Below are 13,586 nucleotides of genomic sequence, written 5' to 3' on the forward strand. Positions count from 1 at the left end.
CCGGCGCCGGCAGGTAGATCCCCGTACTGAGACCAGAGAGAGCAGAGAGCACCGTGGCCGCACTTTCCGCACGTCTTCCCGCCTTCCCCTGGGACAAGCTGGAGCCGTACAAGGCGACGGCGGCGGCCCACGCGGACGGCATCGTCGACCTGTCGGTCGGCACCCCCGTGGACCCGGTGCCGGATCTGATCCAGCGCGCCCTGGTCGAGGCCGCCGACTCCCCGGGCTACCCCACGGTGTGGGGCACGGTCGCCCTGCGCGACGCGATCACGGGCTGGCTGCGCGGCCGCCTCGGCGCGAGCGCCGCCGAGCACCGCAACGTCCTGCCGGTGGTCGGCTCCAAGGAGCTGGTGGCCTGGCTGCCGACCCAGCTGGGCCTGGGCGTCGGTGACAAGGTCGCGTACCCCCGGCTCGCGTACCCGACGTACGAGGTCGGCGCGCGGCTGTGCGGCGCCGAGGCCGTGGTCTACGACGACCCTATGGAGCTCGACCCGGCCGGGGTGAAGCTGCTCTGGCTCAACTCCCCGTCCAACCCCACCGGCAAGGTCATCCCGAAGGAAGACCTGATCCGGATCGTGGCCTGGGCGCGCGAGCACGGGATCCTCGTCTTCAGCGACGAGTGCTACCTGGAGCTGGGCTGGGAGGCCGAGCCCGTATCCGTCCTCCACGACGAGGTCTGCGGCGGCTCCTACGAGGGCCTGGTGGCCGTCCACTCCCTGTCCAAGCGCTCCAACCTGGCGGGCTACCGGGCGGCCTTCATCGCCGGTGACGCCGATGTGCTCCGCGAGCTGCTGGAGATCCGCAAGCACGGCGGCATGATGACCCCCGCCCCGGTGCAGGCGGCCACGGTGGCGGCGCTCGGCGACGACGCCCACGTCGAGGAGCAGCGCGGCCGCTACGCCGCCCGCCGCTCGGCGCTGCGCGGGGCCCTGGAGGCGCACGGCTTCCGCATCGAGCACAGCGAGGCCAGCCTCTACCTGTGGGCGACCCGGGACGAGCCCTGCTGGGAGACGGTGGCCTACCTCGCCGGGCTGGGCATCCTCGCCGCGCCGGGCGACTTCTACGGGGAGGCGGGCGCGCGCTTCGTCCGGTTCGCCTTCACGGCCACGGACGAGCGGGTCGCGGCGGCGGTCAAGCGGCTCGGCTGACCGGCCTGGCGCTGTACGCCGGTACGCCGGTACGCGCCGGTGCGCCATGTACGCGGAAAGGCCCGAGGGGGCCGGGAGTTCGTGCTCCCGGCCCCCTCGGGCGTGTACGCGACGCCGATCAGGCGCCCAGGCCGCCCAGGGGCAGCGTGCCGCCCAGCGGCAGCTCCGGCGCGGCGGGTACCTCGGCCGGCAGCGCGGAGGTCGCGTTTCCGGCGGCCGGCAGGCCACCCAGCAGCGATCCGGCGGCGCCGGTCAGCTCGGTGGGGGCGCCCGGGACGGCCTGCGCGGCGGTGTCGGTGACCGCGCCCGCGGCGCCCGTCGCGTCGGCGGTGTCGGGCGCCGTGAGCGCGCCCAGCTGCGGCAGCTGCGGTGCGGTTTCGAGGCCCGCGGCGCTGGCCGCACCGGCCGCACCGACCACGGGAGCTGCGCCGGCGGCGAGCAGCAGCGCGGTACGGGCGATCCGGCGGGTCAGGGGGAGGGTCATGATGCTCCTAAGCGGTAGCGGCTGAGTACGCCGTGTACAACCGCCGGTGGGGCGGGCGAGGTTGCGGAGCCGGTGGGTAAAGGATCAGTAACGCATCGTTTAATCGGCTTCCGCGACAACCGCATTGGATGCGCGCCGACCAGGCCTTTCTCCGCTTCCGGACCCTCCGGCGCCGGTCCGACGGTCACCCCCGTGTGGGGGACGTCCCGTACGCGCGGGCGAGGGTTCGGCCGAGCGGTGGCTACGGGTCGGCTGCCGGGCGGCTACTGGGCCACGAAGATCCGTATCTCGTTGGCGTCCGCGTGGTACGGGTCCCCGCCGCCGGACTTCCCGGTGCCGCCCCTGGCCTGCCAGGTGCCCTTGGCCTCGCCGGCGGTCCAGCCGCGCATGCCGTACGAGACCCGGGTGATGCCCAGGGTGCGCGAGTTGGCCACCGCCCAGTGCGCCAGCGCCCTCCCGCGGCGCTCCTCGGCCTCGTCACCGTCCGGCTTCAGCGGAACGCTGATCTCCGCCTCCTTGATCCCCCGACCGCCGTCCCCGGTCGCGGAGGGCGCGCCGCCGTGGCCCGCCAGCACCTTCTTGCCGAAGATCCGCACCAGCTCCGCCCGCACCTTCTCCGGGTCGCCCGGCGTGGTGGGCGCGGGGCCGCCGCAGGTCAGCGAACCCCGGCCGCCGAAGGCCGCCGTCAGCACCATGGCGTCCGGCTCGTGCTTCGCGTACGCCTGCGGGTAGCCGCTGCGCTGCACCTTCTGCGCCGCCACCGTCAGCGGGAGCCGCGAGTAGCCCGGAACCTTGACCAGGTGGTCGTAGAAGATCCCGGACGAGTACACCGGGTCCCTGATCTGGTCCGGGGCGCCCCAGCCCTGCGAGGGCCGCTGCTGGAACAGGCCGAGCGAGTCCCGGTCGCCGTGGTTGAGGTTGCGCAGCGCCGACTCCTGCATCGCGGTCGCCAGCGCGATCGTCACCGCCCGGTCCGGCAGGCCCTTGGAGACGCCGACCGCCGCTATCGTCGCCGCGTTCGCCGCCTGCTCCGGCGACATGTCGTACGACTGGCGGGTGCCGCCCTGCCCGGACTCATCGGCTCCGGCGACCACGCCGGCCGTGCAGTGCGGCGGGCCGCCGCCGTCGTTCGAGTCGTACCGCACGGCGAAATAGCCGATGAGCGCGAGCAGTACGAGCAGGCCGGCGGCCTTGCGGGGCCGCCGGCGGCGCCGCTGACGGGAGTGATCGCTCTGAGACACGCGGCCCACCGTACTTGAGCCGTATGACGCGTCCACCGGCCGGACGGACCGGGCTTCGTCACACCCCGGGGCGTTAGGGTCGGAGTCATGTCCGAATCCGAGCTGGACCTCACCCTGGACGCCGCCGAGCTGACCGCCCGGCTCGTCGACATCCCCTCCGTGAGCGGCGACGAGAAGGCGCTCGCCGACCTCGTGGAGAGCGCGCTGCGCGGCCTGCCGCACCTCAGCGTGGACCGCTACGGCAACAACGTGGTGGCCCGTACGCACCTCGGCCGCGCCGAGCGCGTCGTACTCGCCGGCCACCTCGACACCGTGCCGATCGCCGGCAACCTCCCGTCCCGCCTCGACGAGAACGGCGTCCTGTGGGGCTGCGGCACGACCGACATGAAGTCCGGCGTCGCCGTACAGCTGCGCATCGCCGCGACCGTGCCCGCGCCGAACCGGGACCTCACCTTCGTCTTCTACGACCAGGAGGAGGTCGCCGCCGACCTCAACGGCCTCGGCGTGGTCGCCGCCGCCCACCCCGACTGGCTGACCGGCGACTTCGCGGTGCTGCTGGAGCCGTCCAACGGTGAGGTCGAGGGCGGCTGCCAGGGCACCCTGCGCGTCCTGCTCCGCACGACCGGCGAGCGCGCCCACTCCGCCCGCAGCTGGATGGGCTCCAACGCGATCCACTCGGCGAGCCCGATCCTCGCCGCACTCGCCGCCTACGAGCCGCGCAAGCCGGTCATCGACGGCCTGGAGTACCACGAGGGCCTCAACGCGGTCCGCATCGAGGGCGGCGTCGCCAACAACGTGATCCCCGACGCCTGCACGGTGACGGTGAACTTCCGCTACGCCCCGGACCGCAGCGCGGACGAGGCGCTGGCCCACGTCCGGGAGGTCTTCGCGGACTGCGGCGTGGCCGAGTTCGTGATCGACGACCACTCCGGCGCCGCCCTCCCCGGCCTCTCCCACCCGGCGGCCGCGGCCTTCACGGAGGCGGTGGGAGGCCGGGCCATGCCGAAGTTCGGCTGGACGGACGTCTCCCGCTTCAGCGCCCTCGGCGTCCCGGCGGTCAACTACGGCCCGGGCGACGCCCTCCTGGCCCACAAGGTCGACGAGCGCGTCGAGACGAAGGCCATCCTGCACTGCGAGGAACGACTCCGCGCCTGGCTGACCGCCTGAATTCCGCTTGTCGTCACCTTCGTGCGCCTACCCTGATCCAACGATCAGCAGGAGGGAGCACATCATGGGCAACCGTGAAGGGTCCGCTCGTCGTCGGCCCGAGGAGCAGCAGCTCGGGCCGGTGCTGAGGAGGCGGAGCCAGATCAAGGCGGGCAGTACGACGGACCAGCGGCTGCTGGACACCGCCGGGCCCACCGAGTGGGTGCACACCGATCCCTGGCGGGTCCTGCGCATCCAGTCGGAGTTCATCGAGGGATTCGGCACGCTCGCCGAGCTGCCGCCCGCGATCAGCGTGTTCGGCTCGGCCCGCACCCTGGTGGGCTCGCCGGAGTACGAGTCGGGCGTACGGATCGGCAGCGCGCTGGTGGAGGCGGGCTTCGCGGTGATCACCGGCGGTGGCCCGGGCGCGATGGAGGCGGCCAACAAGGGAGCCAGCGAGGCCAACGGCATCTCGGTGGGTCTCGGCATCGAGCTGCCCTTCGAGCAGGGGCTCAACGAGCACGTCGACCTCGGGCTGAACTTCCGGTACTTCTTCGTCCGCAAGACGATGTTCGTGAAGTACAGCCAGGGCTTCGTGGTGCTGCCGGGCGGCCTCGGCACGCTGGACGAGCTGTTCGAGGCGCTGACCCTGGTCCAGACCCAGAAGATCACCCGCTTCCCGATCGTGCTGTTCGGCTCGGAGTACTGGAGCGGCCTGATCGACTGGCTGCGGCACACGGTGATCGCCCAGGGCAAGGCCTCGGAGAAGGACCTCTACCTCTTCCACGTCACGGACGACGTGGAAGAGGCGATCTCGCTGGTGACGAAGGAAGTCGCGAAGTAGCCCCGGCCCCGCCCCCCAGCCTCGCCGGCGTTTGAGGCGCGGGGTCCGGGGCGGAGCCCCGGGGAACGGAGGAAGGGCGGGGCGGGGAGCAGCTCCGCGCAGCGGCACCCCGCACCCCGCCCCACCCGCCGGTTCGGCGCGGCGTCAGGCCAGGCCGCGCCGGGCGACCGCCGGGGGCCGGTGGCCCTGGATGGAGCGGACCATGTCCAGGATCTGGCGGGTCTCCGCGACCTCGTGGACGCGGTAGACCTGGGCGCCCAGCCAGGCCGAGACGGCGGTCGTGGCCAGGGTGCCCAGCAGGCGCTCCTTGACCGGCATGTCGAGGGTCTCGCCGACGAAGTCCTTGTTGGACAGCGAGACCAGCACCGGCCAGCCGGTGTCGGTCATCTCCGTCAGACGGCGGGTGGCCTCCAGCGAGTGGCGGGTGTTCTTCCCGAAGTCGTGCCCCGGGTCGATCATGATCGCGTCCCGGCGGACCCCGAGGGCGACCGCCCGCTCGGCCAGGCCGACCGTGACCCGCAGGATGTCGGCCATCACGTCCTCGTACTCCATCCGGTGCGGCCGCGTCCGCGGCTCGACCTCGCCCGCGTGCGTGCAGACCAGTCCCGCCCCGAACCGCGCGGCGACCTCCGCGAGCTTCGGGTCCACCCCGCCCCACGCGTCGTTCAGCAGATCGGCCCCGGCCTCGCAGACCGCCTCGCCGACCTCGTGCCGCCAGGTGTCCACGCTGATCACCACGTCCGGGTGGCGGCGCCGGACCTCGGCCACGAAACCGACCGTGCGCCGGGCCTCCTCCGCCGCGTCCACGTGCTCGCCCGGGCCCGCCTTGACCCCGCCGATGTCGATGATCGCGGCGCCCTCGGCCACCGCCCGCTCGACCCGGTCCAGCGCGGGCTCGTCGCGGAACGTCGCTCCCTGGTCATAGAAGGAGTCCGGAGTCCGGTTCACGATCGCCATGATCACCGGCTCGTGGGTGTCGAACTCGCGCCTGCCCAGTCGCAGCATCCCGTTCTTTCCTCCTCCGGCGGCCCTCGCGCCTCGCTTGCGACCTTAACCTGATGTCTGGAGTCCACCGCAGTCCGTCAGGGAGTTGATCGTGTTCTGGTTCTTGCTGATCGCGCTGGTCGTGGTCGTCGCCGCGGTCACCCTCGCGGTGGTCGGCGGCGGTTCCGAGGCCGTCCTGCCCGAGGCCGAGCCGGACCGGGTGGCCGACGGCCTGCCGGAGACCCGCCCGGTGGCGCGGGCCGACATCGACGCCCTTCGGCTGCCGGTCGCCCCGCGCGGCTACCGGATGGCCGAGGTGGACGACGTACTGGACCGGCTGGCGGCGGAGCTGGCCGAGCGGGACGCGCGGATCGCGCAGCTGGAGGAGGCGGTGCGGGCCGCCCGGTCCGGGTCCGCAGCGGGTCCCGACCTGACGAAGCGGGCCGGGCAGTGACGGCCGTCGCCGGGCCGGACGGCGGGCTGCGCTGCCCGTGGGCGCTGTCCACGGTGGAGTACACCGCGTACCACGACACGGAGTGGGGCCGTCCGGTACACGGGGACGACGCCCTGTACGAGCGGCTGTGCCTGGAGGCCTTCCAGTCGGGGCTGTCCTGGCTGACGATCCTGCGCCGGCGGGAGGGCTTCCGTAAGGCCTTCTCCTCGTTCGAGATCGCGGCGGTCGCGGAGTTCGACGACAGCGACGCGCAGCGCCTGCTGGCGGACGAGGGGATCATCCGGAACCGGGCGAAGATCGAGGCGACCCTCGCCAACGCCAAGGTCCTGGCCGGGTGGGAGCCGGGGGAGCTGGACTCCCTGATCTGGTCCCACGCCCCGGAGCCGGGCCCGGCCCCGGCGACGATCGCCGACGTCCCGGCGGTCACCGCGGAGTCCAAGGCCCTCTCCAAGGCGCTCAAGAAGGCCGGCATCCGCTTCGTCGGCCCCACCACGGCCTACGCCCTGATGCAGGCCTGCGGCCTGGTCAACGACCACCTCGCCGCGTGTGTCTCGCGCGAGGCGGTCGTCCTGCCGAAGGCCTGACCCGGATCAGCGGCCCAGGTACTCCGGCGGCTGCTTCGCCAGGAACGCCTGGACGGCGATGGAGTGGTCCTCCGAGGCCCCGGCCCGGGTCTGGAGGACGTCCTCGTGGGCCAGGGCGTCCGCGAGGGAGTGCGAGGCCCCGTACGCGAGGGACTCCTTCAGGGCGGCGTAGGCGACCGTCGGGCCGGCGGCCAGGGTACGGGCGACCGACTCGGCCTCCGCGGCCAGCGCGTCCGCCGGAACCAGGCGGTTGGCGATGCCCAGGTCGTAGGCCTCCTGCGCCTTCACGGAGCGCGGGAAGAGCAGCAGGTCGCTGGCGCGCGAGGCCCCGATCAGGCGCGGGAGGGTCCAGGAGACGCCCGAGTCGGCGGTCAGCGCCACCCCCGCGAAGGAGGTGTTGAAGGACGCGGTGTCGGCGACGACGCGGAAGTCCGCCGCCAGGGCGAAACCGAACCCGGCTCCGGCCGCGACGCCGTTCACGCCCGCGACCACCGGCTTCGGCATTTCGGTGAGCGCCCGCACGATCGGGTTGTAGTGCTCGGAGACGGTGCTCATCGTCAGCGAGGAGCCGGTCTCGCGGTCCGCCGCCAGGTTCCCGATGTGCTCCTTGAGGTCCTGGCCGACGCAGAAGGCGCGGTTGCCGGCGGCGGTCAGCAGGACGGCCCGTACGGCGGTGTCCTCGGCCGCCGCCCGGACCGCGTCGCGCAGGGCGACCTTGGCCTCCGTGTTCATCGCGTTCATCGCGTCGGGACGGTTGATCGTGATGATCGCGAGTCCGTCCGTCACTTCGTAGAGCACGCTGTCGGCCATGGCAGGGGGTCCCCCTTCGTCGCGGGCTTCGCTACCGGCCGGTACCGGCCGGTGCAAGGGCCAGCATGGCGGACCGGACCGCTGCCGGGCATGTGATGTGCGTCAAAGAAAGCGGAGGCCGCCGACGGGGAGTGGCGGCGAAGTATCGCAGGCGGGTCCCCGAAATGAGTGGTTTTGGTCGAGCGCGTTGCACAAGCGTTCCCGGCCGATGTTGGTCATCGGGTCCTGACATGCGGGATAATGGCCAAGAAGCAATGTGTTCGATGCCGGGCATTAGGCGCCTGAATGGGGCCGTCGGCTGACGATGAGCTGGTTTCAGGAAGGGGAACGAGCATGGCGGCCATGAAGCCGCGGACGGGCGACGGCCCGCTCGAGGTCACCAAGGAGGGGCGGGGCATCGTCATGCGCGTACCGCTCGAGGGCGGCGGTCGGCTCGTCGTCGAGCTGACTCCGGACGAGGCGGACGCCCTGGGTGACGCCCTGAAGAAGGTCGTCGGCTAGCCCGCTGACCGCACTTTTATTTTTTTGAACTCTGCGCTGCCCCGGCCGCTACCAGCGGTCGGGGCAGCGTTGTTTCCTTTGGGCGGCGCCCGCTCGGCAGTCCGCTCGGCAGACGCCCGCCCGGCAGACTCCCGGCCCGCCGGCGCCCGGCCCGCCCGTCAGCGCCGTACCGCGCACAGCAGGCCGTCTCCCACCGGGAGCAGGGCCGCCTCCAGCGCGGGGCTCTCGCGGACGCCGCGCAGCAGCTCGCGGACGCGGAGCACCTCCACCGGCTGGGCGGCGGAGTCGACCGTACGGCCGTCGGAGAAGACTCCCTCGAAGCACACCAGCCCGCCCGGCCGCAGCAGGCGCAACGATTCGGCGAGGTAGTCGAGGGACTCCGCGGGGTCCCCGTCGCAGAACACGAGGTCGTATCCGCCGTCCGCGAGCCGGGGGAGTACGTCGAGGGCGCGGCCGGGGATGAAGCGGGCGCGGTTGCCCGCGAAGCCGGCGGCGCGGAAGGCCTGGCGGGCGAAGGCCTGCCGGTCGGGTTCGGGATCGACGGTGGTGAGCACCCCGTCGTGGCGCATGCCGTGGAGGAGGTGGATGCCGGAGACGCCGGTTCCGGTGCCGATTTCCGCGACCGCCTTGGCGTCCGCGGTGGCGGCGAGCAGGCGCAGCGCGGCACCGGTGCCGGGGGAGACGGAGCGCAGGCCCGCTTCCCTGGACCGGTCGCGGGCCCATCGCAGAGCGTCGTCCTCGGCGACAAACGCGTCGGCGAACGCCCAGCTCGTCTGCCGGTTGCCGGTAATGACCCTCTCCTGTCCCCATAGTTGGCGCAACGGTGACTGTATCCGTTGACGTCGGGAACCCGCAGATGGGACCGGGCGTTGTGAGAGACAGAGGCCGGATGGATGAGGGATAGACAGGGACGGTGCCGGGCAGATCGCCGGTCCGGGGCCGCCCGGGGACTCAGGACCCATGCAAAGTTACTGCAAAAATGCTTATCCAGAGCTGACGGAGGGGGTGGCTATGGTAGGGAATCCACTGGACACCACCAGAGCCGACAGGGGAGGTGCGGCTGCGCCTGTGGATCGTGGGGGCGTGTTGAGACGCCTCTTCTGGTCGGCGGGTGAGCCGAAATCCGTGACCTACATTGCTGACCGCTTCCACACCGCCACCGCAACCACCGCGACCTTTGCCGCCGATGCGGGCACCCAGGCGTGGACCCCTCCCACGTGGGAGGAGATCGTCAGCACGCACAGCGCGCGGGTCTACCGCCTCGCCTACCGTCTGACGGGTAACCAGTACGATGCCGAGGACCTGACGCAGGAAGTCTTCGTCCGCGTCTTCCGCTCGCTGTCCACGTACACGCCCGGCACGTTCGAGGGCTGGCTGCACCGGATCACCACCAACCTGTTCCTGGACATGGTCCGCCGCAAGCAGCGGATCCGCTTCGACGCGCTCGGCGACGACGCCGCCGAGCGGCTGCCGAGCCGTGAGCCCTCCCCGCAGCAGGTGCTGCACGACACCCACTTCGACGCGGATGTGCAGCAGGCGCTGGACACCCTCGCGCCCGAGTTCCGCGCGGCGGTGGTGCTGTGTGACATCGAGGGCCTGTCGTACGAGGAGATCGCCGCCACCCTCGGAGTGAAGCTCGGCACGGTACGCAGCCGTATCCACCGAGGCCGTTCGCACCTGCGCAAGGCGCTCAAGCACCGGTCTCCCGAGGCCCGTGCGGAGCAGCGCGCGCTGGCGGGGGCGGCCGTGGGCGCTCCGGTCGCCGGGGGAGAGGGCGGAGCCGAGTGAGCGGAGTCAGTCCGTCCCCCGCCGAACAGCATCTGGGTGACCGGCTCGCCGCCCTGGTGGACGGGGAGCTGAGCCATGACGTGCGCGAGCGGGTCCTGGCGCATCTGGCCACCTGCGCCAAGTGCAAGGCCGAGGCCGATGCGCAGCGCCGCCTGAAGACCTTGTTCGTGGAGAGCGCGCCGCCGCCGCTGTCCGCCGGGCTGCTGGCCCGGTTGCAGGGCCTGCCGGGCGGAGGCCTGGACGGGTCGTCCGGGCTGCCGGGCCCGGGCGGGCCGGCAGGCGCTTCTCCCGGTTCCGCCGGTTCCGCCGGCTCTCCCGGTTCGGCCGCTTCCCCCGGGGCCGACCCTTTCGCCTCCTTCGGATACGCGGTGCCGGCCCTGCCGCGCGAGGGTTTCCGGATCCATGAGGTGGGCCGACCCCGGCGTCGCTTCGCGTTCGTCGCGGCCGGGGCCGTGTCGCTGGCCGCGCTCGCGCTCGGTGGAACGCTGCCGATGGAGACCGTGGAGCCGAACGCGCGCGGTGATGTCCCGTCTTCGCAGCCCGGTCCCGCCGTGTCGGTGACCGAGGCCGTCATCCTGGACCGGCTGCCCAGCCCGGGCACCATGCCGCCCGCCCTGCGTTCCGGGGGCCCGCAGCCTCCGGTGCGGCCCTCGGAGACCCCGACGGCCCGGCCGGTCTCGTTGTCCCGCTGAGCGCTGTCCGCCGAGCGTCGTCGCGACCTGGTTGAATCTGCGGCAGATGCGCCGCCCGGCGGTGCGCCAGGTACGCGGGGGAGCGCCCATGTCCGACAGTCAGCACACCGATCCGGCTCCGCTGTGGTGGAGCCGGCCCGACGGGCTGGCGGACGCGCGCCGCGACGGGGTCCCGGCCCCGCGCCCGCAGGCCGACGCCGAGCCCGGAGCGAAGGCCGGGGCGCAGGACCCGCCCCCGTCCGAGCCGCGCTACGACCCCTGGGGTGCCCGCCCCCTGCACGTGGTGGACACCGGCCGCGCGGCCCGCGGGGTCCGCATGTGGCAGGTGGTGGCCCTGAGCGTGGGCACCGCCCTGCTCGCCGGCGGAATCGGCGGCTACCTCGGCGTCCTCGCCGAACGCCGGAGCAGCACCAGCCTGGAGCTCCCGCAGGCGGCCCCGGGGAGCACGGACCGCGCCCCCGAGAGCGTGGCCGGCATCGCCGCCACCGCCCTGCCCGGGGTGGTCACCCTGCACGTCAGCGGCGGCGAGGGCAGCGGCACCGGAACCGGATTCGTCCTCGACCAGCAGGGCCACATCCTGACCAACAACCACGTGGTCGCCGGCGCCAAGGAGATAGCGGTCACCTTCAGCACCGGCGAGAGCGTGACCGCCAAGCTCGTCGGCCGCGACAGCGGCTACGACCTGGCCGTGGTCAAGGTGACCGGCGTACGGGGGCTGCGGCCGCTGACGCTCGGCAACTCCCAGAACGTGAAGGTCGGCGACCCGGTGGTGGCCATCGGAGCGCCCTTCGACCTGTCCAACACCGTCACCGCAGGCATCATCAGCGCCACCGGACGGCCCATCACCGCGGGCGGCGACAAGGGCGACGCCAGCGACATCAGCTACGTCGACGCCCTCCAGACCGACGCCCCCATCAACCCCGGCAACTCCGGCGGCCCGCTCCTCGACGCCAAGGCGCACGTGATCGGCATCAACAGCGCGATCCGGGGCGCCGACAAGGGCGGGGACGGCGAGGACGGGGACCGGCAGAGCGGCAGCATCGGCCTCGGCTTCGCCATCCCGGTGAACCAGGGCAAGCGCGTCGCCGAGGAACTGATCCGCACCGGCCGCGCCACCCACCCCGTCATCGGGGTCACCCTCGACATGCAGTACACCGGCGACGGTGCCCGGGTCGCCGCCAAGGGCGAGGACGGAAAGCCCCCGGTCCCCGGCGACGGCCCCGGTGGCCGCGCCGGGATCAAACCGGGCGACGTGATCACCAAGGTGGACGGGGAGCGCGTCCACGGCGGCGACGAACTGATCATCAAGATCCGGGCCCACCGCCCGGGCGACGCGCTGACGCTGACGGTGCTCCGCGAGGGCCGGGAGCGGACGCTGGACGTGGTGCTCGGCTCCGCGAATGGATCATGAGAAGGCGGGAGGGCGTCTTCCGGCCGAACTCTCGGCGGGAAACCGCTTCCGTGTCCGTACACGTGTAGGGGCCGGGCGGGAACGGCGGGTACCGTGGTCCGGGCCCGAAGTGGAGAGATTCGAGGAGCGGCAAGGTGTTCAACGACATAGGCGGCCTCGAGCTGGTCACGATCGTGGTGCTGGCCATCCTCGTCTTCGGCCCGGACAAGCTCCCCAAGGTCATTCAGGACGCGACCGGGTTCATCCGGAAGATCCGCGCGTTCTCCGACAGCGCCAAGGAGGACATCCGCTCGGAACTCGGGCCGGAATTCAAGGACTTCGAGTTCGAGGACCTGAATCCCAAAACGTTCATCCGCAAGCAGCTCGGTGAGAACGAGGACCTCAAGGAGCTCCGCAGCAGCTTCGATCTGCGCAAGGAGCTGGGCGAGGTCACCGACGCGGTCAACGGCAAGGAGCCCGCGACCGCCGCGACCGCTCCGGGCCCGGCCGCCACGCCCGTCGCCGGAACCTCCGCCGCGCCCGCCTCCACGGGCCCGGATCTGCTGAAGAAGCCCGCCGCCCCGGCCCCCGAGCAGCGCACCCCGTACGACGCCGACGCCACGTGAGTTGACAGCTTGCCCGGCGAACCGGGGTGGGATGGCTATCCTCCATCTGTCCGGACGCAGGACGGCGGCGCCGCGCAAGGGCCGGGGGTCCCCCCGGCGAAGCGAGGGGGACGGCCGTTCCGGATCCCATGGAACGAGAGGCCGCTCAGATGGAGACGACGAGCAGTAGCCGGGTAGGCGCCCAGCCCGCCGAAGCACCTGCCCCCGCCGCCGCACCCCCGCACGCCGCCGCCCAGGCGCCGCCCCAGGAGGCCGCCGTGCCCGTCCCGGCGGCCCGCCGGACAGCAGAGGGGTTCCTGGCGGCGGACTTCCCCTGGTACGGGCTGGACGGGGCCTTCACCGGCCCCCGCTGGCTCATGCAGGTGGGCACCGCCGCCGACGGCACCGTCGAGCACGGCTCCACCGGCCACGGGGACGAACCCTCCGCGCGCGGCGAGCTCGCCACGGGCGAGAAGGAGCGCTTCGCGGTGGTCGTCACCGTCGCGAGCAACCCGCTGCGCCGCAGCAGCGACGGCACGGGCGTCCTGGAGGCCACCTCGGTCGCCTCGGCGGCCTGGCTGGCCGGCTCCGGCCTGCTGGCCTACAGCTGGCCCGGCCAGATGGACCACACCCTGCGCAACGACTGGCTCGACCAGCAGACCGAGGCCGCGTGGGAGCTCGCGGACGATCTCGGCGGCGACGACTGGTCGACGCTGTCGCTGCCGGTGGACGGGGCGCCGACGCCGTTCCACTACCGCGAGTCGGAGTTCGGGTGGGTGCTCGCCGGGTCCACCGGCAGCGGGGTGCACCTCGGTGCGTACGGGCGGGGCATGAGCGCGTACGGGCTCGGGTTCTCGGTCATCGGGGACCTGGCGGCGTACGAGTAACCCGGGTACGGGAAAGGGCACCGCCGGT

At 72.7% G+C, this 13,586-nt stretch carries 16 protein-coding genes; 11 read left to right on the top strand and 5 right to left on the bottom strand.

Features of this window, described 5'->3' with window-relative positions; translation table 11 throughout:
* Positions 1 to 53: 53 nt before the first annotated feature.
* The gene (dapC, locus tag MTF65_RS11605; RefSeq protein ID WP_243628469.1) at positions 54 to 1,148 is read left to right on the top strand and encodes a succinyldiaminopimelate transaminase; all 1,095 of its coding nucleotides are present in this window, start codon (positions 54 to 56) and stop codon (positions 1,146 to 1,148) included.
* Between the two features lie 118 nt (positions 1,149 to 1,266).
* On the opposite strand, the gene MTF65_RS30700 is transcribed toward dapC, so the two are convergent.
* Together MTF65_RS30700 and MTF65_RS11615 are read right to left on the bottom strand one after the other, a co-directional pair.
* On the bottom strand, positions 1,267 to 1,632 hold the full coding sequence (locus MTF65_RS30700; protein ID WP_243628470.1) for an ATP-binding protein: 366 nt from the start codon (positions 1,630 to 1,632) through the stop codon (positions 1,267 to 1,269).
* 263 nt (positions 1,633 to 1,895) lie between these two features.
* Complete coding sequence (locus tag MTF65_RS11615; protein WP_243628471.1) at positions 1,896 to 2,873, bottom strand: hypothetical protein; 978 nt, start codon at positions 2,871 to 2,873, stop codon at positions 1,896 to 1,898.
* An 87-nt stretch (positions 2,874 to 2,960) separates the two neighbouring features.
* On the opposite strand from MTF65_RS11615, the gene dapE reads away from it, so the two are divergent.
* Together dapE and MTF65_RS11625 are read left to right on the top strand one after the other, a co-directional pair.
* Positions 2,961 to 4,040, top strand: coding sequence for a succinyl-diaminopimelate desuccinylase (gene dapE, locus MTF65_RS11620; RefSeq protein WP_243628472.1), 1,080 nt, complete (start codon positions 2,961 to 2,963; stop codon positions 4,038 to 4,040).
* A gap of 64 nt (positions 4,041 to 4,104) precedes the next feature.
* A complete protein-coding gene (locus MTF65_RS11625; RefSeq protein ID WP_243628473.1) occupies positions 4,105 to 4,863 on the top strand; it encodes a TIGR00730 family Rossman fold protein in 759 nt (252 codons plus the stop codon).
* Positions 4,864 to 5,007: 144 nt separating this feature from the next.
* Here the strand turns inward: MTF65_RS11625 and folP are convergent, their stop codons facing one another.
* Positions 5,008 to 5,868, bottom strand: coding sequence for a dihydropteroate synthase (gene folP, locus MTF65_RS11630; RefSeq protein ID WP_243628474.1), 861 nt, complete (start codon positions 5,866 to 5,868; stop codon positions 5,008 to 5,010).
* Positions 5,869 to 5,953: 85 nt separating this feature from the next.
* Here folP and MTF65_RS11635 point away from each other — a divergent pair, with 85 nt between their 5' ends.
* Positions 5,954 to 6,301 (top strand): DivIVA domain-containing protein, encoded by a 348-nt coding sequence (locus tag MTF65_RS11635; protein ID WP_243628475.1) that lies wholly within the window; start codon positions 5,954 to 5,956, stop codon positions 6,299 to 6,301.
* The gene (locus MTF65_RS11640; protein WP_308407149.1) at positions 6,298 to 6,885 is read left to right on the top strand and encodes a DNA-3-methyladenine glycosylase I; all 588 of its coding nucleotides are present in this window, start codon (positions 6,298 to 6,300) and stop codon (positions 6,883 to 6,885) included. The genes MTF65_RS11635 and MTF65_RS11640 overlap by 4 nt, the downstream gene beginning before the upstream one ends.
* A 6-nt stretch (positions 6,886 to 6,891) precedes the next feature.
* On the opposite strand, the gene MTF65_RS11645 is transcribed toward MTF65_RS11640, so the two are convergent.
* The gene (locus MTF65_RS11645; protein ID WP_243628476.1) at positions 6,892 to 7,695 is read right to left on the bottom strand and encodes an enoyl-CoA hydratase/isomerase family protein; all 804 of its coding nucleotides are present in this window, start codon (positions 7,693 to 7,695) and stop codon (positions 6,892 to 6,894) included.
* A gap of 333 nt (positions 7,696 to 8,028) precedes the next feature.
* Between MTF65_RS11645 and MTF65_RS11650 the strand changes: the two genes are divergently transcribed.
* Entirely contained in the window at positions 8,029 to 8,196 is a 168-nt protein-coding gene (locus MTF65_RS11650; RefSeq protein WP_003966491.1) for a DUF3117 domain-containing protein, read from the top strand.
* 158 nt (positions 8,197 to 8,354) lie between these two features.
* On the opposite strand, the gene MTF65_RS11655 is transcribed toward MTF65_RS11650, so the two are convergent.
* On the bottom strand, positions 8,355 to 9,017 hold the full coding sequence (locus tag MTF65_RS11655; RefSeq protein WP_243628477.1) for an O-methyltransferase: 663 nt from the start codon (positions 9,015 to 9,017) through the stop codon (positions 8,355 to 8,357).
* Between the two features lie 190 nt (positions 9,018 to 9,207).
* Here MTF65_RS11655 and sigE point away from each other — a divergent pair, with 190 nt between their 5' ends.
* The 5 genes from sigE (at position 9,208) to MTF65_RS11680 (ending at position 13,558) form a co-directional block, all read left to right on the top strand.
* A complete protein-coding gene (gene sigE, locus MTF65_RS11660) occupies positions 9,208 to 9,984 on the top strand; it encodes an RNA polymerase sigma factor SigE (RefSeq protein ID WP_243628478.1) in 777 nt (258 codons plus the stop codon).
* Positions 9,981 to 10,676: an anti-sigma factor gene (locus MTF65_RS11665; protein WP_374207207.1), complete on the top strand. Its 696-nt coding sequence runs from the start codon at positions 9,981 to 9,983 to the stop codon at positions 10,674 to 10,676. The genes sigE and MTF65_RS11665 overlap by 4 nt, the downstream gene beginning before the upstream one ends.
* Before the next feature lie 88 nt (positions 10,677 to 10,764).
* Positions 10,765 to 12,087, top strand: coding sequence for a S1C family serine protease (locus MTF65_RS11670; protein ID WP_374207208.1), 1,323 nt, complete (start codon positions 10,765 to 10,767; stop codon positions 12,085 to 12,087).
* 134 nt (positions 12,088 to 12,221) lie between these two features.
* On the top strand, positions 12,222 to 12,692 hold the full coding sequence (locus tag MTF65_RS11675) for a sec-independent translocase (protein ID WP_243628479.1): 471 nt from the start codon (positions 12,222 to 12,224) through the stop codon (positions 12,690 to 12,692).
* A 149-nt stretch (positions 12,693 to 12,841) separates the two neighbouring features.
* On the top strand, positions 12,842 to 13,558 hold the full coding sequence (locus MTF65_RS11680; protein WP_243628480.1) for a hypothetical protein: 717 nt from the start codon (positions 12,842 to 12,844) through the stop codon (positions 13,556 to 13,558).
* The last annotated feature ends 28 nt before the right edge of the window (positions 13,559 to 13,586 follow it).

It is taken from the genome of Streptomyces sp. APSN-46.1 (assembly GCF_022815725.1).
In the GTDB taxonomy this organism is placed as follows: domain Bacteria; phylum Actinomycetota; class Actinomycetes; order Streptomycetales; family Streptomycetaceae; genus Streptomyces.